We start from the raw sequence: 21,143 nt of genomic DNA, 5'->3' as shown, positions 1-21,143 counted from the left end.
TTGTTGGTGTTTTTTTATTTTATAACGCGCGGGGGGGGGGGGGCGGGGGCCGGGGCCCCGGCGCGCGGGGGGGGGGGGCGCCCCGCGGCCCCCCCCCCCCCCGCGGCAGCGCGGCGAGGTTAGGCCATCGCCGCTCCGGCCCCCTTGCCCGGCGGTCCCGAGCCACAGGGTCGGGAGTCGTCGCTGGGGAGGACCTTCGTCACAGGATCTCCCAGGGAAGGGTCGCCTTGCTACACATCCCGCGCCGGGAGTGACTAGAGTGGCGATGTCCATTGTGACCGACTTCACAAGGACAGTGGCTGCGCCGTGTCCCGACCCGGGTGACGGTGGACCACCACGAGATGTCCCGACGACCGGACGGTGAGGTGAGCACGGTGGGCGCGAGGCTCGACGACGCCGACGTCATCGTCGTGGGCGCGGGTCCAGCCGGCTCCGCGGCGGCCCACTACTGCGCCGCGGCCGGGCTGAGCGTCCTCCTGCTGGAGAAGTCGTCGTTCCCGCGCGACAAGATCTGCGGCGACGGCCTCACGCCGCGCGCGGTCACCGAGCTCGTGCGCATGGGCGTCCCGACGCGGGCCGAGGACGGCTGGATCCGGAACCAGGGCCTGCGCGTCGTCGCGAGCGGCCGCTCGTGGGAGCTCGCGTGGCCCGACCTCGCGTCCTACCCGAGCTACGGCATGGCCCGTGCGCGCCACTCGTTCGACCGCACGCTCGCCGAGCACGCGCAGCGCACGGGGGCCAAGCTCCTGGAGCGCACCGCGGTCACCGGTCCCGTGCTCGACGAGCGCACCGGGCGCGTCGTCGGCGTCACCGCCCGGCCCGTGGACGACAAGGGCCGGCGCGCGGGCGACGAGGTCACCTACCACGCGCCCGTCGTCATCGCCGCCGACGGCGTCTCGTCGCGCTTCGCGCTCGCGCTCGGCCTCGCGCGGCGCGAGGACCGCCCGATCGGCGTCGCCGTCCGCACGTACTTCCGCACCCCCCGCCACGACGACCCGTGGATGGAGTCCCACCTCGAGCTGTGGGACGGCAAGCCCCGCGAGTCCAACCTGCTGCCCGGGTACGGCTGGATCTTCTCGCTCGGGGACGGGACGGCGAACGTGGGGCTCGGCTCGGTGAGCTCGACCCCGGCGCGACAGTCCGCCGCGAACGTCGACTACAAGGACCTCTTCGCCACGTGGATGCGCAACGCGCCCGCGGAGTGGGAGTTCACCGAGGAGAACCAGCTCGCCCCGGTGCGCGGCGCGGCGCTCCCCATGGGCTTCAACCGGTCCCCGCTCTACACGCGCGGCGTGCTGCTCGTGGGCGACTCGGGCGGCATGGTCAGCCCGTTCAACGGCGAGGGCATCGCGTACGCGATGCAGGCCGGGCGGGCGGCGGCCGACGTCGTCGCCCAGTCGCGCGTGCGGCTCACCGACGGCGGTCGCGAGCGCGCGCTCCAGACGTACCCGCGGATCATGCGCCGCGAGCTGGGCGGCTACTACACGCTCGGCCGGTACTTCGTGAAGCTCATCGAGCACCCCGAGATCATGCGGATCTGCACGCGCTACGGGCTCCCGCGCCCGGTCGTCATGCGGTTCGTCCTCAAGCTCCTGTCCGACTGCTACGAGCCCCGCGGCGGCGACTGGGTCGACCGCGTCATCGCGGGGCTGACGAGGGTGGTGCCCTCGTCATGAGCCCACGAGGTGGGTCCGCAACGACGCGGGCACTCGCACCACCCACAGGTCTTCCCGGGCACCGCCCGGGCGTTCCCGTCCCGAGCCCCCACTCGAGGAGTACGCGATGACCAACCCGTACGTACCGCTTCTCGTCCTCATGGGCGTGGCCGCCGTGCTGGCTCTCGGCGGCGTTGCCGCGAGCGCGGTCATCGGCCCCAAGCGCTACAACCGCGCCAAGCTCGACGCCTACGAGTGCGGCATCGAGCCCACGCCCCACGCGATCGGCGGCGGGCGCTTCCCGATCAAGTACTACCTCGTCGCCATGACGTTCATCGTCTTCGACATCGAGGTCGTCTTCCTCTACCCGTGGGCGGTCGACTTCGCGACGCTCGCGACCTTCGGCCTCGTCGCGATGCTCGCGTTCCTCGCGCTCATCACCGTCCCGTTCGTCTACGAGTGGCGCCGGGGTGGTCTCGAGTGGGACTGAGCGTGCGACCGACCGTCCGCGCCAGCGGGCACCGGCGAGAGAACTAGGAGAACACCATGGGGATCGAGGAAGCTCCCTCGGGCTTCTTGCTGACCACGATCGAGGACCTCGCGGGGTACCTGCGCAAGGCGTCGCTCTGGCCCGTGACGTTCGGACTGGCGTGCTGCGCGATCGAGATGATGGCCGCCGGCGCCTCGCGGTTCGACCTGTCGCGCTTCGGCATGGAGGTCTTCCGGGCCTCGCCGCGCCAGGCGGACCTCATGATCGTCGCCGGGCGGGTGAGCCAGAAGATGGCGCCGGTCGTGCGGCAGGTCTACGACCAGATGAGCGAGCCCAAGTGGGTGCTGTCGATGGGCGTGTGCGCGTCGAGCGGCGGCATGTTCAACAACTACGCGATCGTGCAGGGCGTCGACCACATCGTTCCCGTGGACATCTACCTCCCGGGCTGCCCGCCGCGGCCGGAGATGCTCATCAACGCGATCCTCGCGCTGCACGAGCAGATCCAGCACGAGCCGCTCGGCGTGAACCGCAAGGAGGCGGCGCGCGCCGCCGAGGCGGCCGCGCTGGAGGCGACGCCCACGTTCCAGATGAAGGGGCTGCTGCGGTGACGGACGAGAAGACGGGCGGCGGCACGCCCGTGCCGCAGCCCGAGGAGGTCAACGGCCCGCGGTCCGGCGACCTCGTGACCGGGGCGGGCGCGCCGCGCACGCTCGAGGTCGTCGAGGTGCGCGAGGGCATGTTCGGCGTCCACGGCTCGGGCGACACGTCGGGGTACGGCGGGCTCGTCCAGCCCGTCGCGATGCCCGGAGCGAGCCCGCGGCCGTACGGCGGCTGGTTCGACGAGGTCGTCGACGTCCTCGCGGAGGTGCTCGCCGAGGGCGGCACGCGGTTCGAGGCGGCGGTGGAGCGCGTCGTGGTGGACCCGCCCGGCGCGCACGCCGAGCTGACGATCCACGTGCACCGCGACCACCTCGTCGACGTGTGCCGCGCGCTGCGCGACGACCAGGACCTGCGGTTCGAGCTGAGCCTGGGAGTGAGCGGCGTGCACTTCCCGCACGACGTCGGCCGCGAGCTGCACGCCGTGTACCACCTCACGTCGATCACGCACGGGCGTCGCCTGCGCCTCGAGGTGTCGGTGCCCGACGCCGACCCGCACGTCCCGACCACGACGTCCGTCTACCCGACGAACGACTGGCACGAGCGCGAGACGTGGGACTTCTTCGGCATCGTCTTCGACGGCCACCCGTCGCTCGCGCGCATCGAGATGCCCGACGACTGGCCGGGCCACCCGCAGCGCAAGGACTACCCGCTCGGCGGGATCCCCGTCGAGTACAAGGGCGCGACCGTGCCCCCGCCCGACACGAGGAGGTCGTACTCGTGAGCACGCACACCACCGGCGCCCCCGGCGCCGCCCCGCACGCCACGAAGCCGCCCGTGGGTGACTTCGACCAGGGCGTCCCCAGCTTCGAGGCGTCGGGCGGCGACTGGGCCGACATCGCGGAGAGCGCCGTCGCCGCGGCCGCGCTCGGCGAGGAGCGCATCGTCGTCAACATGGGCCCGCAGCACCCGTCCACGCACGGCGTGCTCCGCCTCATGCTCGAGATCGACGGCGAGACGGTCACCGAGGCGCGCTGCGGCATCGGCTACCTGCACACCGGCATCGAGAAGAACATGGAGTACCGGACGTGGACGCAGGGCGTCACGTTCTGCACCCGCATGGACTACCTCGCGCCGCTGTTCCAGGAGACGGCGTACTGCCTCGCGGTCGAGAAGCTGCTGGGCATCACGGACGACGTGCCCGAGCGGGCCAGCGTCATCCGGGTGCTCATGATGGAGCTCAACCGGATCGCGTCCCACCTCGTGTGCCTGGGCACCGGCGGCAACGAGATGGGCGCGACGACCGTCATGACCATCGCGTTCACCGCCCGCGAGGAGATCCTGCGGATCTTCGAGGCCGTGACGGGCCTGCGCATGAACAACGCGTACGTCCGCCCCGGTGGCGTCGCGCAGGACGTCCCGCCGGACCTCGTCGACCAGGTCCGCAAGGCCGACCCGCTCATCCGGCGGTACCTCGGCCAGCTCGGCGACCTCATGCTCGCCAACCCGATCTTCAAGGGCCGTCTCGTCGGCGTCGGGCACCTCAACCTCGCGGGCTGCATGGCGCTGGGCATCACCGGGCCCGTGCTGCGCTCGACCGGGCACCCGTACGACGTGCGCAAGTCCGACCCGTACTGCGGCTACGAGACGTACGACTTCGACGTCCCGACCGCGACCGGCGCCGACTGCTACGACCGCGTCGTGCTGCGGCTCGAGGAGTGCTACCAGTCGCTGCACATCGTCGAGCAGTGCCTCGAGCGCCTCGAGAGGACGGCCGGGCAGCCCGTCATGGTGGGCGACCGCAAGATCGCGTGGCCGGCGCAGCTCGCGATCGGCGGCGACGGCCAGGGCAACTCGCTCGAGCACATCAAGGAGATCATGGGCTCCTCCATGGAGGCCCTGATCCACCACTTCAAGCTCGTCACCGAGGGCTTCCGGGTCCCGGTCGGGCAGGCGTGGCAGACCGTGGAGCACCCGCGCGGCGAGCTCGGGGTGCACGTCGTGTCCGACGGCGGCACGCGCCCCTACCGGGCGCACTTCCGCGACCCGTCGTTCAACAACCTCCAGGCCGTGGCGGCGATGTGCGAGGGCGGCCAGGTGGCCGACGTCGTGGTCGCCGTCGCCTCCCTGGACCCCGTGCTGGGAGGGGTGGACCGATGACCATCGACGCCGGACCTGCGACGAACGGCACGCCCGCCGGTGGGCAGCGCCCCGGGTACGACGCGGAGACGACCGCGCGCCTCGCCGCCGACGCCGCGCAGATCGTCGCCCGCTACCCCGAGTCGCGCTCGGCGCTGCTGCCGATGCTGCACCTCGTGCAGTCCGAGGACGGCTACGTCTCGCGTGACGGCATCCTGTTCTGCGCGGAGCAGCTCGGCCTCACCGCGGCCGAGGTCTCGGCCGTCGCGACGTTCTACACGCAGTACAAGCGCCACCCCAACGGCACCTACACCGTGGGCGTCTGCACGAACACCCTGTGCGCGATCATGGGCGGCGACGCGATCTTCGACGAGCTCTCCGACCACCTCGGCGTCGGCCACGACGAGACGACCGAGGACGGCGCCATCACGCTCGAGCGGGTCGAGTGCAACGCGGCCTGCGACTACGCGCCGGTCATGATGGTCAACTGGGAGTTCTTCGACAACCAGACGCCTGGCTCGGCGACCGACGTCGTCGACCGCCTCCGGGCGGGCGAGGCCGTCGCACCGACGCGCGGCGCCGCGAGCGTGTGCTCCTTCAAGCAGATGAGCCGCGTCCTCGCGGGCTTCCCCGACGGCCGCGCCGACGAGGGCGTCGGTGCGGGCGAGCCCACCCTCGCCGGCCTGCGCCTCGCCCGCGAGCACGACTGGACCGCCCCGACCACGTCGGCGGGCGGGTCGGACGCCGACGCGGGCACGGGCGCCCCGGAGAAGCCCGTCACCGGCGGCGAGCAGTCGAGCGCCGAGCGGAAGCCGACGACCGACGCCGACGTCGACCCCGGCGGCAAGGCCGAGTCCCCTGGCACCAAGCCCGACCCGTCGAAGGGAGCGGACGCATGAGCGAGCAGCAGGGCACCGTGGCCCGATCGACCCCGGACCCGCTGACCCCCGTCCTGTCGGACACGTGGGACGCGGACCGGTCCTGGACGCTGGCGTCGTACCTGGACCGCGGCGGCTACGAGGGCCTGCGCGCGGCGCTCGCCCAGGACCCGGCGGACGTCGTCGCGACGGTCAAGGCGTCGGGCCTGCGCGGCCGCGGCGGCGCGGGCTTCCCGACGGGCATGAAGTGGGGCTTCCTGCCCGCGCCCGACGGCGGCCCGCGGTACCTCGTCGTCAACGCGGACGAGTCCGAGCCGGGCACGTGCAAGGACATCCCGCTCATGCTCGCGAGCCCGCAGGCGCTCGTCGAGGGCGTGGCGATCACGTCGTACGCGATCGGGTGCGACCACGCGTTCATCTACGTGCGCGGCGAGGTGCTCCACGTGTACCGCCGCCTCCTGCGTGCGGTGGAGGAGGCGTACGAGGCCGGCTACCTGGGCAAGAACGTCCAGGGATCGGGCTTCGACCTCGACGTCACGGTCCATGCCGGCGCGGGCGCGTACATCTGCGGCGAGGAGACGGCGCTGCTCGACTCGCTCGAGGGTCGCCGCGGGCAGCCGCGGCTCAAGCCGCCGTTCCCCGCGGTCGCGGGCCTGTACGCGCGCCCGACGGTCGTCAACAACGTGGAGTCGATCGCGAGCGTGCCGTCGATCGTCGCGCGCGGCGCCGACTGGTTCACGTCGATGGGGACGGAGCGCTCGGCCGGGTTCGGCCTGTTCTCGCTGTCCGGTCACGTGACGCGCCCCGGCCAGTACGAGGCGCCGCTCGGCACGACGCTGCGCGAGCTCCTCGACCTCGCGGGCGGGATGCGCGGCGGCAAGGCGCTGAAGTTCTGGACGCCGGGCGGCTCGTCGACGCCGCTGTTCACGGACGCCCACCTCGACACGCCCCTCGACTACGAGTCGGTCGCGGCGGCGGGCTCGATGCTCGGCACGCGTGCGCTCCAGCTCTTCGACGAGACGACGTGCGTCGTGCGGGCCGTGAGCCGGTGGACGGACTTCTACGCGCACGAGTCGTGCGGCAAGTGCACGCCGTGCCGCGAGGGCACCTACTGGATGAAGCAGGTCCTGGCGCGCATCGAGGCGGGCCAGGGCACGGAGTCCGACCTCGACCTGCTCCTCGACACGTGCGACAACATCCTGGGCCGCGCGTTCTGCGCGCTCGGCGACGGCGCCACGTCGCCGGTGACGAGCAGCATCGAGCTGTTCCGCGACGAGTACGAGGCGCACATCACGGAGCACCGCTGCCCGTTCGACCCCTCCGCAGCAGCCCTCTTCGACTACACGCCCCGCCCGGCCCGCGTCCTGACGGCAGGAGTGCACTGATGACGACCACGACCCCCGCCCCGGGCACCGGCTCAGCGGCCGTCCCCGCGGGTGGCGCGGCCAAGCCCCCGGTCCCCGCGGACCACGTGACGTTCACGATCGACGACGTCGAGATGTCGGTGCCCAAGGGCACGCTCGTGATCCGCGCGGCCGAGCAGATCGGGATCCAGATCCCGCGGTTCTGCGACCACCCGCTGCTGGAGCCTGCGGGCGCGTGCCGCCAGTGCCTCGTCGAGGTGGCGACGCCGGACCGTGAGGGCAACGTGCGGCCCATGCCGAAGCCGCAGGCGTCGTGCACGCTCGAGGCGACGCCCGGCATGGTGGTCAAGACGCAGCGCACCAGCCCGGTGGCCGACAAGGCGCAGCACGGGATCATGGAGCTGCTGCTCATCAACCACCCGCTCGACTGCCCCGTGTGCGACAAGGGCGGTGAGTGCCCGCTCCAGAACCAGGCGATGAGCAACGGCCGCGCGACGAGCCGCTTCGTGGACGTGAAGCGCACGTTCCCCAAGCCGATCGCGGTCTCGACGACGATCCTGCTCGACCGCGAGCGCTGCGTCCTGTGCCAGCGGTGCACCCGCTTCTCGCAGGAGATCGCGGGCGACGTGTTCATCGACCTGCAGAAGCGCGGCGCCGCGCAGCAGATCGGGCGCTTCGACGAGGCGGTGCTGGACTTCGCGCCGCCCGCGGGGCAGGCACCGGGGGACCGTCCGGTCGGGCTCGCGCTCGAGGACGAGTCCGGCCTGCCGTTCGCGTCGTACTTCTCCGGCAACACGGTGCAGATCTGCCCCGTGGGTGCGCTCACGGGCGCGGCGTACCGGTTCCGCTCGCGCCCGTTCGACCTGGTCTCGACCCCCGGGGTCTCCGAGCACGACTCGTCGGGCTCGGCGATCCGCGTCGACCACCGTCGCGGCGTGGTGCTCCGCCGCCTCGCGGGCGAGGACCCGCTGGTCAACGAGGAGTGGATCACCGACCGCGACCGCTTCGCGTTCACGTGGCAGTCCGCGCCGGACCGTCTGACGCACCCGCTCGTGCGCGACCGCGAGGTCGCCCCGGACGGGTCGGTGACGCGCGGCGAGCTGCGCCCCGCCTCGTGGGCGGAGGCGCTCGAGGTCGCGGCGGACGCCCTGACGCGGGCGCGCGACGCCGGTGGCGTCGCCGTCCTGCCGGGCGGCCGGCTCACGGTCGAGGACGCGTACGCGTACGCGAAGCTGGCGCGCACGTGGCTGCGCACCAACGACGTCGACCACCGGGCACGCGTCCACAGCGCGGAGGAGGCGGACTTCCTCGCGCACGCGGTCGCGGGACGCGCCGTCGGCCACGCCGGCGGGGTGACGTTCACCGACCTGGAGAAGGCGCCCGCCGTCCTGCTCGTCGGCCTCGAGGCCGAGGAGGAGGCGGGCGTGACGTTCCTGCGCCTGCGCAAGGGGGCGCTGCGGCACGGCGTGCGGGTGTTCGCCGTCGCGCCGTTCGCGTCGCGCGGCGTGCAGCGCATGCACGGCACGCTCCTGCCGGCCGCGCCGGGCACCGAGGCGGAGTGGCTCGACGGCATCGCCGCGGGAGACCAGGTCCGCACGCTCGACGAGGCCGAGGGCACCGACCTCCTCGCCGAGGTCAGCGACGCGCTCCGGGCGCCGGGCGCCGTGATCCTCGTCGGCGAGCGGCTCGCCGCGACGCGCGGCGGGTACAGCGCGCTGCTGCGCGCGGTCGCGGCGACGGGCGCGCGCCTCGCGTGGGTCCCGCGCCGCGCCGGCGAGCGCGGTGGCGTCGAGGCCGGCACCCTGCCGAACCTCCTGCCGGGCGGGCGCCCGGTCGCGGACGCCGCGGCCCGCGTCGACGTCGCGACCGTCTGGGGCGTGGCCGCCACGGACGACCGGCCGACCGGGCTCCCGGCGACGGCGGGTCGCGACGTGGGGGAGATGCTCGACGCCCTGTCGGTCGGCCAGCTCGCGGGCGCGCTCGTGGGCGGGCTCGAGCTCGACGACCTGCCCGACCCGGCGCACGCGCGCCGCGCGCTCGAGGCGGCTGACGTCGTCGTCTCGCTCGAGGTGCGGCGTTCGGCGGTGTCCGAGCTGGCGGACGTCGTGCTCCCCGTGGCTCCGCCCGTGGAGCGAGAGGGCGCGTACGTGAGCTGGGAAGGCCGTGTGCGTCCCTTCCCGGCGGCGCTCGCCTCCACGGCCATGACCGACCACCGCGTGCTCGACGCGCTCGCCGACGCCGCGGGCGTGAGCCTCGGCCTCGGCACCGTGGACGCGGTGCGCGCCGAGCTGGACCAGCTCGTGGGCGACGGCGCGTGGGACGGCGAGCGCGCCGCCGCACCGGACGTCGAGACCTCCGAGCCGCCCGCCGTCGCGCCGGGGACCGCGGTCCTCGCGGGCTGGCGCCTCCTGCTCGACGACGCGCGCGGCCAGGACGGCGAGCGCTACCTCGCCGGGACGGCGAAGCGCCCGGTGGCCCGGCTGTCCGCGACGACGGCCGCCGCGGTGGACCTGTTCGACGGCGACCTCGTGCGCGTCGCGACGGACCGGGGCGCGGTCACGCTCCCGGTCGTCGTGACGGACATGGTCGACCACGTGGTGTGGCTGCCCCTGCGCTCGCCGGGCTCGTCCGTCCACGCGACGCTCGGCGCGGTGCCGGGCGACGTGGTCCGACTCGAGACCGTGAGCACCGACGGAGGGGAGGGCGCATGAGGCTCGTCCACGCACTCGCGGCCGAGACGCCGGGCGTTCCCGGGATCACGGCGAACTTCTCGCAGGACAACGGCTGGACGTACCTCGTCAAGGCCGTGCTCATCATCGTGTTCCTGCTGACGAGCGTGCTGTTCGCGATCTGGTTCGAGCGCAAGGTCGTGGCGCGTATGCAGGTGCGGCCCGGCCCCAACTGGCACGGCCCGTTCGGCCTGCTCCAGTCGCTCGCCGACGCGATGAAGCTCCTGCTCAAGGAAGACATCACCGTCAAGGCGGCGGACAAGTTCGTCTACCTGCTCGCGCCGATGATCTCCGTGTTCTGCGCGCTGCTGGTTTTCGCGGTCATCCCGTTCGGGCCCGAGGTGCAGATCCCGTTCACGGACTACGTGACGCCGGCGCAGCTCACCGACTTCCCGGTCGCGACGCTGTACATCCTCGCGTGCGCGTCGCTCGGCGTGTACGGCATCGTGCTCGGCGGCTGGTCGTCCGGGTCGACGTACCCGCTGCTCGGGTCGGTCCGCTCGACGGCCCAGGTCATCAGCTACGAGCTGGCGATGGGCCTCTCGCTCGTCTCGGTCTTCCTCATGGCCGGGTCGATGTCGACCTCGCGCATCGTCGACTCGCAGACGCAGCTCTGGTGGTTCCTCCCGCTCCTGCCGGCGTTCGTCATCTACGTCATCTCCATGGTCGGCGAGACGAACCGCCTGCCGTTCGACCTCCCCGAGGCCGAGGGCGAGCTCGTGTCCGGGTACATGACCGAGTACTCGTCGATGAAGTTCGCGTGGTTCTTCCTCGCGGAGTACATCAACATGCTCAACGTCTCCGCCGTCGCGACGACGCTGTTCCTCGGCGGGTGGCGCGCCCCGTGGCCGCTCTCGGCGATCAACGACGGGATGTTCAACGAGGGTTGGTGGCCCATCCTCTGGTTCCTCGTCAAGGTCTGGGCCGTCATGTTCTTCTTCGTGTGGGTCCGCGGCACGCTGCTGCGCCTGCGCTACGACCAGTTCATGCGGTTCGGCTGGAAGGTCCTCATCCCGTTCGCGCTCGCGTGGCTCGTGCTGCTCGCGGTCGCGCAGGCCGTGCGCCAGTTCCTCGACGTCGACCTCCGCGTCTTCGTCGGCATCGCCGTCGCGCTCGCCCTCGTGGTGGTGGTCGTCGTCTGGTTCTGGCCCGAGAAGAAGGCGCCACCCGGCGCGGCGCCCCGCGCCGCGGGAGCCGGTCCCGAGCCGTTCGACGCGTTCGCGGGCGGGTTCCCCGTCCCGCCGCTGCCCGGGCAGTCGCTCCCGCCCTCGCCGCGCCGTCGCGCCCTCGTGCCCGACGACGTGGGCTCGCCCGGGACGTCCGGGCCATCTGGAACGCCCCACGACAAGGAGGTCGACCGTGGCTGACGACCAGAAGCCGGGCCAGCCCGGCGAGTACGAGGTCCGGCGCCCCCAGGCGAAGGGCTTGCGCGAGGCGCTCGCTCCTGTCGCCGGGTTCGGCGTGACCTTCTCCTCGATGTTCCGACCGACCGTCACCGAGCAGTACCCGCGCCAGAAGGTGCCGACGAAGCCGCGGTACCACGGGCGGCACCAGCTCAACCGGTACCCCGACGGCCTGGAGAAGTGCATCGGCTGCGAGCTGTGCGCGTGGGCGTGCCCCGCGGACGCGATCTACGTCGAGGGCGCGGACAACGCCGACCTGCCCGACGGCGGCCACATGTCGCCCGGCGAGCGGTACGGGCGCGTCTACCAGATCAACTACCTGCGCTGCATCTTCTGCGGGCTGTGCATCGAGGCGTGCCCGACGCGCGCCCTGACGATGACCAACGAGTACGAGCTCGCCGGCCCGACGCGCGAGGGCATGATCTGGGAGAAGCAGGACCTGCTCGCGCCGCTCCAGCAGCGGATGCTCGCCGCGCCGCACCCGATGGTGCCGGGAACCTCGGACACCGAGTACTACCGCGGGGAGGTGACCGGCCCGGTGGCCGAGCAGGTGGAGTGGGTGCGCGAGCACCGCCCGGACGACGAGACGCTCCCGCCCGAGCCGACGGGTCCGCCCCCGGAGGTCCGGCGGGTCACGCCGACCTCCGGACGGTCCGCCGGCGCGTCGGCCCGGAAGGCCGCCCGGTGACCGCGAGCGGCGGCGAGGCGGTCCTCTTCTGGGTCCTCGCCCCCCTCATGGTCCTCGCGGCGCTCTCGTTGCTCTTCGCGCGCAAGGCGGTGCACGCCGCGATCGCGGTCATGTTCGTCATGGTCGACCTCGCGATCCTCTACATCGCGCAGGAGGCGTCGTTCCTCGGCGTCGTCCAGGTGGTCGTGTACACGGGCGCCGTGATGATGCTCTTCCTCTTCGTGCTCATGCTCGTCGGGGTCGACGCGTCGGACTCGCTCGTGGAGACGATCCGCGGTCAGCGCTGGGTCGGCGTGCTCCTCGGGCTCGGGCTCGGCGCCGTGCTGGTGGGCGTGGTCGCGCAGGCGACGTTCCCGCCGTCGGTGGGGCTCGAGCTCGCCAACGCGGCGACCAACCCGGTCGCGCTGGCGCGCGTGCTCTTCGCGGACTACGTGTTCGCGATGGAGGTCGTGGGCATCCTGCTCATCACCGCCGCGGTCTCGGCGCTCGTGCTCACGCACCGGCGCCGGCTCACCCCGAAGGTGGGCCAGCGCGAGCAGGCCGACGCGAAGGTCGCGGCGCTGCCCGCGGGCGGTCGCCTCACGCCGCTCGCCGCCCCCGGCGTCTACGCGCAGAACAACGCCATGGACACCCCGGCGCTCGACGCGCAGGGCCGGCCCATCGAGGAGTCGGTCTCGCGCATCCTGCGCATCCGCGGCCAGGAGCGGTCGGCCGGGACGATCCTCGAGGCCGAGCGCGAGGTGCTCGTCGAGCACGAGCCGCTGCGGGCGCTGCCCGCGCTGCGGGCACAGGACGCGAACGAGCGCACGGTGCAGACCGCGACCGCCGACCAGCCGGAGGGCGAGGCGCCCGCGGGCGACGTCGCCGGTCCGGACGATCCGGGCCGGTCCCGGGTCCCCGGTGACGCTCGCGGGACCGAGCGAGGAGAGGACTGATGGAGCTCACCAACTACCTCGTGCTCGCGGCGATCCTCTTCTCGATCGGCGCCGCGACCGTGCTGCTGCGACGCAACGCGATCATCGTGTTCATGGGCATCGAGCTCATGCTCAACGCGACCAACCTCGCGTTCGTCACCTTCGCCCGCATGCACGGCGACGTGACCGGGCAGGTGCTCGCGTTCTTCGTCATGGTCGTCGCGGCGGCGGAGGTCGTCGTCGGCCTCGCGATCATCGTGTCCATCTTCCGCACCCGTCGGTCCGCCTCGGTCGACGACGTCAACCTGCTCAAGAGCTGAGGGGCCGGCACCGATGACGACGCTCCTTCCCGCCCTGCCCACGGCGAGCGGACTGCTGGCCGCGACCGACGTCGTGCCCGCGACCGACACCGTGCCGGGCGCGTTCCTCGCGGCACCGTTCCTGGTGCTGCTCCCGCTCCTCGGGGCGGCCGTCCTCCTGCTCGCCGGGCGCCGCAGCGACCGCTGGGGCGCGTGGTTCGGGGTCCTCATGTCCGCCGCGGCGTTCGTCGTGGGGCTGGTCCTCTTCCTCGCGATGCTCGGCCTGCCCGTCGACGAGCGCGTCGTGGACTACCGCCTCTTCGACTGGATCGTCTCCGGCGGCCTCGACCTCGCCGTCGGGCTGCGGATCGACCCGCTGTCCCTGACGTTCGTGCTCCTCGTGACGTTCGTCGGCACGCTCATCCACGTCTACGCGGTCGCCTACATGGCGCACGACCGCGACCGGCGCAGGTTCTTCGCGTACCTCAACCTGTTCATCGCGGCGATGCTCGTGCTCGTCCTCGCCGACTCGTTCCTCCTGCTGTTCGTCGGCTGGGAGGGCGTGGGCCTGGCGTCGTACCTGCTCATCGGGTTCTGGAACCACAACCGCGCGTACGCGGTCGCGGCCAAGAAGGCGTTCGTCATGAACCGCGTGGGCGACATCGGGCTGATCGTCGCGCTGATGCTGATGTTCGCGACGTTCGGCGCGGTCGACTTCACCACCGTGTTCGCGCAGGCGCCCGAGGCGTCGACCGCGCTGCTCACCGCGACGAGCATCGCGCTCCTGCTCGCCGCGTGCGGCAAGTCGGCGCAGTTCCCGCTGCAGGCCTGGCTCGGGGACGCGATGGCCGGCCCGACGCCGGTCTCCGCCCTCATCCACGCGGCCACCATGGTCACGGCGGGCGTCTACCTCGTCGTGCGGTCGGCCCCGATCTTCGAGGGCGCGCCCACCGCGCAGCTCGTCGTCGTGATCGTCGGCGCGGTGACGCTGCTCTTCGGGGCGATCGTCGGCTGCGCCAAGGACGACATCAAGAAGGCGCTCGCCGCGTCGACCATGTCGCAGATCGGGTACATGATCCTGGCCGCCGGACTCGGGCCGATCGGGTACGCGTTCGCGATCTTCCACCTCGTGACGCACGGCTTCTTCAAGGCCGGGATGTTCCTCGGGGCCGGCTCCGTCATGCACGGCATGGACGACCAGGTCGACATGCGCCGGTTCGGCGGGCTCGCGCGGTACATGAAGGTCACGTGGATCACGTTCATGATGGGCTGGCTCGCGATCCTCGGCATCCCGCCGTTCTCCGGCTTCTGGAGCAAGGACAAGATCATCGAGGCCGCGTTCGTCCCCGTCGACGGCGAGCCGTGGCGGGCGTGGGTGTTCGGCGGCGTCGCGCTGCTCGGCGCCGGGATCACCGCGTTCTACATGTCGCGACTGTTCTTCATGACGTTCTCCGGGCGCCGCCGCTGGAACGACGGCAGCGGCTCCGCGGACGGGCTCGGCCCGCAGGACGGACCGGTCCAGCACCCGCACGAGTCCCCGCGCCTCATGACGTGGCCGATGATCGTCCTCGCGGTCGGGTCGGTCGCGCTGGGCGGCATCCTCGCCGCGGGCTCGCGGTTCGTCACGTGGCTCGAGCCAGTCACCGGGCACGCCGAGCACCACGAGCCGGTCCTGCCGGTGTGGTCGCTCATCACCCTGACGCTCCTGCTCGTCCTCGCCGGCGCGGCCCTCGCCTGGCGGCAGTACGCGATGTCGAGCGTCCCGGTCCGTGCGCCGCGGGGCTCCGTGCTCACGCGTGCCGCCCGGCGCGACCTGTACCAGGACGACGTCAACGAGACCGTGTTCATGCGGCCCGGCCAGTACCTCACGCGCTCGCTCGTCTACGCCGACAAGGAGATGGTCGACGGCGGCTGGATGGGCCTCGCCGGCCTGGTCGGCCGGATCGGGGAGTGGCTGCGGGGGTGGCAGAACGGTTACGTGCGCTCGTACGGCGCGACGATGCTCGGCGGCCTCGTGGTCATCGTCGCCGTCGTCCTCGCCCTGACCACCGGCTCCGCGAGCTGAGAGGGAGACACCCATGACTACCTCCGTCCCCTGGCTGTCCCTGCTCGTCGCCTGGCCCCTGGTGGGTGCCGCGGCGGTGTGGCTCACGGCCGCGGCCCGCACGCGCGGCGTCGGCGCGGGAGCGCTGCGCACCGTGCGCGGCATCGCCCTCGGCGCCGCGCTCGTCGAGCTGGGCCTGCTCGTCGGTGCCTTCACCGCGTTCGACACGTCCGCCGCCGGCACGCACCAGCTCGCCGAGACGTACCCGTGGATCCCGCAGATCGGCGCGAGCTACGCCGTGGGCGCCGACGGCGTCGCGCTCGCGCTCGTCGCGCTGTCGGTCCTGCTCGTCCCGCTCGTCGTGCTGGCCGCGTGGAAGGAGCAGGACGGCGACGTGCGCCGCCTGCGCCACTACCTCGCACTCGTCCTGCTGCTCGAGGCGTTCATGGTCGCGGTGTTCGTCGCGCGCGACGTGTTCCTCTTCTACGTGCTGTTCGAGGCGATGCTCATCCCGGTCTACTTCATGATCGGCGGGTTCGGCGTCGGGGCGCGGCGGCGCTACGCGGCGGTGAAGTTCCTGCTGTTCTCGCTCGCGGGCGGTCTCATCATGCTCGCGGCCGTCATCGCGCTGTACGTGCAGGTGCCGATCGACCCGACGACGGGCGCGCGCCCCGAGGACGCGTTCCTCACGTCGAACCTCGTCGGGTACTTCGCCGAGAACCCGATGCCGGTCACCACCGAGCGGCTGCTGTTCCTCGGGTTCTTCCTCGCGTTCGCCATCAAGGCGCCGCTCTTCCCCGTCCACACCTGGCTGCCCGACGCCGCGCAGCACGCACCCGCCGGCACCTCCACGCTCCTCGTGGGCGTGCTGGACAAGGTCGGCACGTTCGGGATGCTCACGCTGTGCCTCCCGCTCTTCCCGCACGCGAGCACGTGGGCGGCCCCGGTCGTGATCGTCCTGGCCGTCGTCTCGATCCTCTACGGCGCGCTCATGGCGATCGGCCAGAGCGACCTCATGCGACTCATCGCTTACACATCCGTGTCGCACTTTGGGTTCATCGTGCTCGGCATCTTCGCGTTCACGTCGCTGAGCGTGTCCGGATCGTCGCTGTACATGGTCAACCACGGCATCTCGACCGGTGCGCTGTTCCTCCTGGCGGGGTTCCTCATCGCCCGGCACCCGGAGCGCTCGCAGCGCATCGCGGACTACGGAGGTCTCCAGAAGGTCGTCCCCGTGCTCGCGGGGACGTTCCTCGTGGCCGGCCTGTCCGCGCTCTCGCTGCCGGGCCTGTCGACGTTCGTCAGCGAGATCATGGTGCTCGTGGGGACGTTCGCGCGCAGCCCGTGGGCCGCGCTCGTCGCGGTGCTCGGCGTCGTGCTCGCCGCGCTCTACGTGCTGCTGACCTACCAGCGGATCTTCACGGGCGGCACCCGCGAGGGGCTCGACCAGCTCCCGGACCTCGGCGCGCGCGAGAAGTGGGTCGTCGCGCCGTTGATCGTCGTCCTCCTCGTCCTCGGTTTCTACCCGGCGCCCGCGCTCGACCTCGTGCGCGAGCCCGCGGAGGTCACCCTGTCCGACCTCGCGGTCGCCGGCGTCGAGGACCCGCCGCGCTCCGACCCGTTCGCCGAGGGGACCGAGCTGGTCGCCTTCGAGAGCCAGGGGTCGTCCCTCACCCGTAGCTCCGACGAAGGGAGCGAGTCGTGAACGACTCCTTCGTGGCCCCCACGGTCGACTGGCTGTACCTCGCCCCGATCCTCGTCGTGCTGGGCGCCGGCGTCGTCGGCGTGCTGATCGAGGCATTCGTCCCGGCGCGCGTGCGGCGCACGACGCAGGTCGTCCTCGCGCTGCTCGCGACCGCCGCCGCGTTCGCGTTCGTCGTCGTGCTGTGGCGCGACCCGGCCGTGCAGGGGAGCGACGGCGCGCCCTACGGGGTGCGGGTGCTCGGCGGGTCGATGGTCGTCGACCCGTTCGGGCTCGCGATCCAGGGGATCGTCGTCCTCCTCGCGTTCCTCGCGATCCTCGTGATCGCCGACAAGACGTCGACCGGCCAGGACGCGTTCGCGCCGTCCGCCGCGGCCGTCCCGGGATCGCCGTACGAGGACCTCACGCGGCGCAAGGGCCTCGAGCAGACCGAGGTCTACCCGCTCGTGCTCTTCGCCGTCGGCGGCATGATGATCTTCCCCGCGACCGGCAACCTCCTCGTGATGTTCGTCGCGCTCGAGGTGCTCTCGCTCCCGCTCTACGTGCTCTCGGCGATGGCGCGCCGGCGTCGTCTCCTGTCGCAGGAGGCGTCGTTCAAGTACTTCCTCCTCGGCGCGTTCGCGTCCGCCCTGTTCGTGTTCGGCGTCGCGCTCGTCTACGGCTTCGCCGGCTCGGTCGACCTGGTCGAGGTCTACCAGTCGCTCGCGAACCCCGCCGGGCCGCTCGCGACCATGCCCGGCCTCGTCGTCGTCGGCGTCCTGCTCATCCTCGCGGGCCTGCTGTTCAAGATCGGCGCCGCGCCGTTCCACGCGTGGACCCCCGACGTCTACCAGGGCGCGCCGACGCCCATCACCGGCTTCATGGCCGCGTGCACCAAGGCGGCGGCGTTCGGCGCGCTCCTGCGCGTCCTGTACGTCGTGAGCCTCGGCCTCGCCCAGTCGTCCCTGGCCACGCGCGAGGACCTGTTCGTGGCGCTGTGGATCGTCACGCTGCTCACCATGGTCGTCGGGACCGTCGTCGGTGCCGTGCAGACCGACGTCAAGCGCCTGCTCGCCTACTCGTCGATCGCGCACGCGGGCTTCATCCTCGTCGGCGTCGTCGGGTTCTCGCAGCTCTCGCTGCGGGCCTCGGTCTTCTACCTGCTCGTCTACGGCCTCGCGACGGTCGGCGCGTTCGCCGTCGTCACGCTGGTCCGCGAGACCGCCCCGGTGCGCGAGCGCGTGCCCGTGGCGGTGGGTGCAGGAGCGGCAGGGACCGACGCGACGGGCGACGCCGCGGACAACGCGACGGACGGGGCGACGGAGCAGCCGGTCGCCGTCCTCGGCGAGGCGACGCACCTCGCCCAGTGGGCGGGGCTCGGACGCCGGAGCCCGTGGCTCGCCGGCGTGTTCTCCCTCTTCCTCCTCTCCATGGCGGGCATCCCGCTCACGGCGGGCTTCGTGGCGAAGTTCACCGCGTTCGGCGCCGCCATCGCCGGGCCCGACGGCCAGGGCGGGGGCTCGACATGGGTGCTCGCCGTGGTCGGCGTCCTCGCGTCGGCCGTCGCGGTGTTCTTCTACGTCCGCATCATCGTGCTGATGTTCTTCACCGCGCCCTCCGGCGGGCCCGCGGACGGGGCGGACGACGACGGCGCCGCGGTCGAGGGGCCGGGCGTGACCGTCGTCCGGTCGACCGGCCCGACGACGATCGCGATCGCCGTGTGCGCGCTCGGGGTGCTCGTTCTCGGTGTGTTCCCGTCCCCGGTTCTCGATCTGGCGGCCGAGGCGGTTAAGTTCGTCCCGTGACCTCTGTGCCTTCCGTGCCGCCCGCGCCCGCCGGGCCCCGCGGCCCGCGTGATCGGACCGCGCCCGTGACGACCACCGCGATCCCGATCTCGGACCCCGAGCTCGCGGCCGCCCTCACCGAGCGGCTCGCCGAGGTCGAGGCCCGGCTGCGCGACGCCGTCGCGCACGCCGACCCGCTCGCCGACACCGCGTCCCGCCATCTCGTCAACGCGGGGGGCAAGCGCCTGCGGCCGCTGCTCACGCTGCTCGCCGCCGAGCTCGGGGACGGGACGCGCCCGGAGGTCGTGGAGTCCGCGGTCGTCGTCGAGCTCACCCACCTCGCGTCGCTGTACCACGACGACGTCATGGACTCCGCCCCGGTGCGCCGGGGGGCCCCGTCCGCGCACGCCGTGTGGGGGAACTCGGTCGCCATCATGGTCGGCGACCTGCTCTTCGCGCGCGCGGCGTCGACCGTCGCGGCGCTCGGGCCCGAGGCCGTGCTGATCCAGGCCCGCACGTTCGAGCGCCTGTGCCTGGGCCAGCTCCACGAGACGATCGGTCCGGGGGAGGGCGACGACCCCGTCGAGCACTATCTCGAGGTGCTCGCCGACAAGACGGCCTCGCTCCTGTCGACGTCCGCGCGGCTCGGCGCCATGTTCGCAGGGTGCCCGACGGCCGTCGTCGACACGGTCGCGGCCTACGGGGAGAAGCTCGGTGTCGCGTTCCAGCTCGCCGACGACGTGCTCGACCTGGCGTCGTCGGGCGACGAGTCGGGCAAGACGCCGGGCACCGACCTGCGCGAGAAGGTGCCGACCATGCCGGTCCTGCTGCTCCGCGCCCGGATCGCGAACGGGACCGCGAGCGAGGCGGACGCGGGGCTCGTCGAGCTCCTCGACTCCGACCTGACGGATGACGCTGCACTCGCCGCGGCCGTGGCCGCGCTGCGACGCCACGAGGTGCTCGGGGAGACGCGGGCGCTGGCGGTGCGCTGGGCCCGCTCCGCAGTGGAGGAGCTCGACGCGCTCCCGGCGGGACCGGTCACCGGCGCGCTGCGCTCCTTCGCGGAAGCCCTCGCCGACCGCGCGGCCTGACCGTCGACGCGGGGTGATCTTTTTCCCGGCCCGCCGCGGTCGGGACCGCCGGAACGGGCGGACGACATCGTTGCCTCCGTCACCGAGTTGACCTGCTCGGACGTCCCGTCCGGGGAGTCGACGCCCGCGGCGTGGCGGCGTCCGGGGAGTGCGGGGTGGGGAGTGCTCCCCATGGGACAGGTGTCGGTTTTCACCCGGTCTCCCGCTATCCTCGGTTGCGCGATCGGTGGGGCCGCCTGGTGAGTGCGAGATCGAGGGGGCTGGAGAAGGGGGCCGATCGTCTCCCGATCCAACTCCTCGGAGGACCTGTGGGTTTCCTGGCGCGTCTGCGCGAGCACCGCCGTACCGTCGCGTCGGTGAGCACCGTGTCGGTGTTCTCGACGGCGTTGGTGGGGATGGCGTTCCTCTACGAGGGCGAGGCCACGGCCGACGTGGACCTGAACGACTCGGGCGTGTGGGTGACGAAGACGTCGGCCGGGTTGCTGGGTCGGTTCAACTACGAGTCCCAGGCGCTGGACGGGACGTTGAACGCGGGCAGCACGTCGTTCGACGTGCAGCAGGACGCGGGCCGGGTGCTGCTGGACGACACGAGCACCGGCACGGCCTCCCCCGTGAGCGTGGCGCACCTGAAGCTGGACGGGCAGGTCCGCCTTCCGGCGGGGGCGCAGGTGGCCTCGGGCGGTGCGACGACGGCGATCCTCGACGGCGAGGAAGGACTGCTGTGGGTGCTGCCGTTCGACGGCGCGACCTCGTTCGACGCGGAGAAGACAAAGCCCACGGCGGAGGTCGAGGGGGGCGGTGGCCTCACGGTGTCCCAGGACGGGACGGTGTTCGCGGCGATCCCGTCGACGGGGACGTTGTGGACGGTGGCGACGACGTCGAAGGGCGCCGCGGACGGTGACCCCACGTCGTCCTCCCTCCCCGTGGGGAAGGGTGCCGAGGTCGAGGTGACCGCGGTGGGCGACAAGCCCGTGGTGCTCGACCGGTCCGGGTCCCAGCTCGTGCTCCCGGGTGGCGAGACCGTGGCGCTGGACGACGGCGCCGAGGCGCGACTTCAGCAGCCCTCCGCGGGCTCGGCGAACGTCGTCGTGGCGACGACCGGAGGACTGGTCACGCAGCCGCTGAAGGGCGGCGACGCCGTGCGGCGCTCGGCCGAGGGACGCCCTGGCGCGCCGGTGCAGCTCGGTGGGTGCACGTACGGGGCGTGGGCCTCGACGGGTCAGGTGGTCCGTGACTGCGAGGGCACCGACCGCGACCTGGACACCCGCCTGGAGGGGATCGACCCTCAGGCGCGCCTGGAGTACCGGGTGAACCGGCACGTGATCGTGCTGAACGACCTGTCGGCGGGGACGTTGTGGATGGCGGCGGACGAGTACCAGAAGGTCGA

At 72.5% G+C, this 21,143-nt stretch carries 16 protein-coding genes and 1 pseudogene; all 17 read left to right on the top strand.

Annotated features, from left to right (window positions below; genetic code table 11):
- The first annotated feature begins 341 nt into the window (after positions 1-341).
- Positions 342-1,676, top strand: coding sequence for a geranylgeranyl reductase family protein (locus ACFWH7_RS16875; RefSeq protein WP_378218101.1), 1,335 nt, complete (start codon positions 342-344; stop codon positions 1,674-1,676).
- Between the two features lie 106 nt (positions 1,677-1,782).
- Positions 1,783-2,145 carry an NADH-quinone oxidoreductase subunit A gene (locus ACFWH7_RS16870; RefSeq protein ID WP_047234407.1) on the top strand — a complete coding sequence of 121 codons (363 nt, stop codon included), beginning with the start codon at positions 1,783-1,785 and terminating at the stop codon, positions 2,143-2,145.
- Positions 2,146-2,201: 56 nt separating this feature from the next.
- Positions 2,202-2,753, top strand: a complete 552-nt coding sequence (locus tag ACFWH7_RS16865; RefSeq protein ID WP_141389599.1) for a NuoB/complex I 20 kDa subunit family protein — start codon at positions 2,202-2,204, stop codon at positions 2,751-2,753.
- Positions 2,754-2,827: 74 nt separating this feature from the next.
- Positions 2,828-3,526: an NADH-quinone oxidoreductase subunit C gene (locus ACFWH7_RS16860; protein WP_255318793.1), complete on the top strand. Its 699-nt coding sequence runs from the start codon at positions 2,828-2,830 to the stop codon at positions 3,524-3,526.
- Between the two features lie 53 nt (positions 3,527-3,579).
- Positions 3,580-4,902 carry an NADH-quinone oxidoreductase subunit D gene (locus tag ACFWH7_RS16855; RefSeq protein WP_378218103.1) on the top strand — a complete coding sequence of 441 codons (1,323 nt, stop codon included), beginning with the start codon at positions 3,580-3,582 and terminating at the stop codon, positions 4,900-4,902.
- Positions 4,899-5,780 (top strand): NADH-quinone oxidoreductase subunit NuoE, encoded by an 882-nt coding sequence (gene nuoE / locus ACFWH7_RS16850; RefSeq protein ID WP_378218098.1) that lies wholly within the window; start codon positions 4,899-4,901, stop codon positions 5,778-5,780. The genes ACFWH7_RS16855 and nuoE overlap by 4 nt, the downstream gene beginning before the upstream one ends.
- Complete coding sequence (gene nuoF / locus ACFWH7_RS16845) at positions 5,777-7,144, top strand: NADH-quinone oxidoreductase subunit NuoF (RefSeq protein WP_378218096.1); 1,368 nt, start codon at positions 5,777-5,779, stop codon at positions 7,142-7,144. Before nuoE ends, nuoF begins: the two co-directional genes overlap by 4 nt.
- On the top strand, positions 7,144-9,834 hold the full coding sequence (locus ACFWH7_RS16840; protein ID WP_378218094.1) for an NADH-quinone oxidoreductase subunit G: 2,691 nt from the start codon (positions 7,144-7,146) through the stop codon (positions 9,832-9,834). Before nuoF ends, ACFWH7_RS16840 begins: the two co-directional genes overlap by 1 nt.
- Positions 9,831-11,219 (top strand): NADH-quinone oxidoreductase subunit NuoH, encoded by a 1,389-nt coding sequence (gene nuoH, locus ACFWH7_RS16835; RefSeq protein WP_378218093.1) that lies wholly within the window; start codon positions 9,831-9,833, stop codon positions 11,217-11,219. The genes ACFWH7_RS16840 and nuoH overlap by 4 nt, the downstream gene beginning before the upstream one ends.
- Positions 11,212-11,943, top strand: a complete 732-nt coding sequence (nuoI, locus tag ACFWH7_RS16830) for an NADH-quinone oxidoreductase subunit NuoI (RefSeq protein WP_378218092.1) — start codon at positions 11,212-11,214, stop codon at positions 11,941-11,943. Before nuoH ends, nuoI begins: the two co-directional genes overlap by 8 nt.
- Entirely contained in the window at positions 11,940-12,878 is a 939-nt protein-coding gene (locus ACFWH7_RS16825; protein WP_378218091.1) for an NADH-quinone oxidoreductase subunit J, read from the top strand. Before nuoI ends, ACFWH7_RS16825 begins: the two co-directional genes overlap by 4 nt.
- Positions 12,878-13,177 (top strand): NADH-quinone oxidoreductase subunit NuoK, encoded by a 300-nt coding sequence (gene nuoK / locus ACFWH7_RS16820; RefSeq protein WP_047234414.1) that lies wholly within the window; start codon positions 12,878-12,880, stop codon positions 13,175-13,177. Before ACFWH7_RS16825 ends, nuoK begins: the two co-directional genes overlap by 1 nt.
- A 13-nt stretch (positions 13,178-13,190) precedes the next feature.
- On the top strand, positions 13,191-15,221 hold the full coding sequence (gene nuoL / locus ACFWH7_RS16815) for an NADH-quinone oxidoreductase subunit L (protein WP_378218088.1): 2,031 nt from the start codon (positions 13,191-13,193) through the stop codon (positions 15,219-15,221).
- Between the two features lie 13 nt (positions 15,222-15,234).
- A complete protein-coding gene (locus ACFWH7_RS16810) occupies positions 15,235-16,905 on the top strand; it encodes an NADH-quinone oxidoreductase subunit M (protein ID WP_378218086.1) in 1,671 nt (556 codons plus the stop codon).
- The gene (gene nuoN, locus ACFWH7_RS16805) at positions 16,902-18,686 is read left to right on the top strand and encodes an NADH-quinone oxidoreductase subunit NuoN (protein WP_378218084.1); all 1,785 of its coding nucleotides are present in this window, start codon (positions 16,902-16,904) and stop codon (positions 18,684-18,686) included. The genes ACFWH7_RS16810 and nuoN overlap by 4 nt, the downstream gene beginning before the upstream one ends.
- Positions 18,687-18,751: 65 nt before the next feature.
- Positions 18,752-19,756: a polyprenyl synthetase family protein gene (locus ACFWH7_RS16800; RefSeq protein WP_378218082.1), complete on the top strand. Its 1,005-nt coding sequence runs from the start codon at positions 18,752-18,754 to the stop codon at positions 19,754-19,756.
- A gap of 356 nt (positions 19,757-20,112) precedes the next feature.
- Positions 20,113-21,143, top strand: a pseudogene (locus ACFWH7_RS16795) (Ig-like domain-containing protein); the annotation flags it as partial.

The sequence above is a fragment of the Cellulosimicrobium cellulans genome (assembly GCF_042723955.1).
Taxonomy (GTDB): Bacteria; Actinomycetota; Actinomycetes; order Actinomycetales; family Cellulomonadaceae; genus Cellulosimicrobium; species Cellulosimicrobium cellulans_H.
The sequence above is the reverse complement of the archived record's forward strand: the minus strand, read 5'-3'. Positions and strand labels throughout refer to the sequence as shown.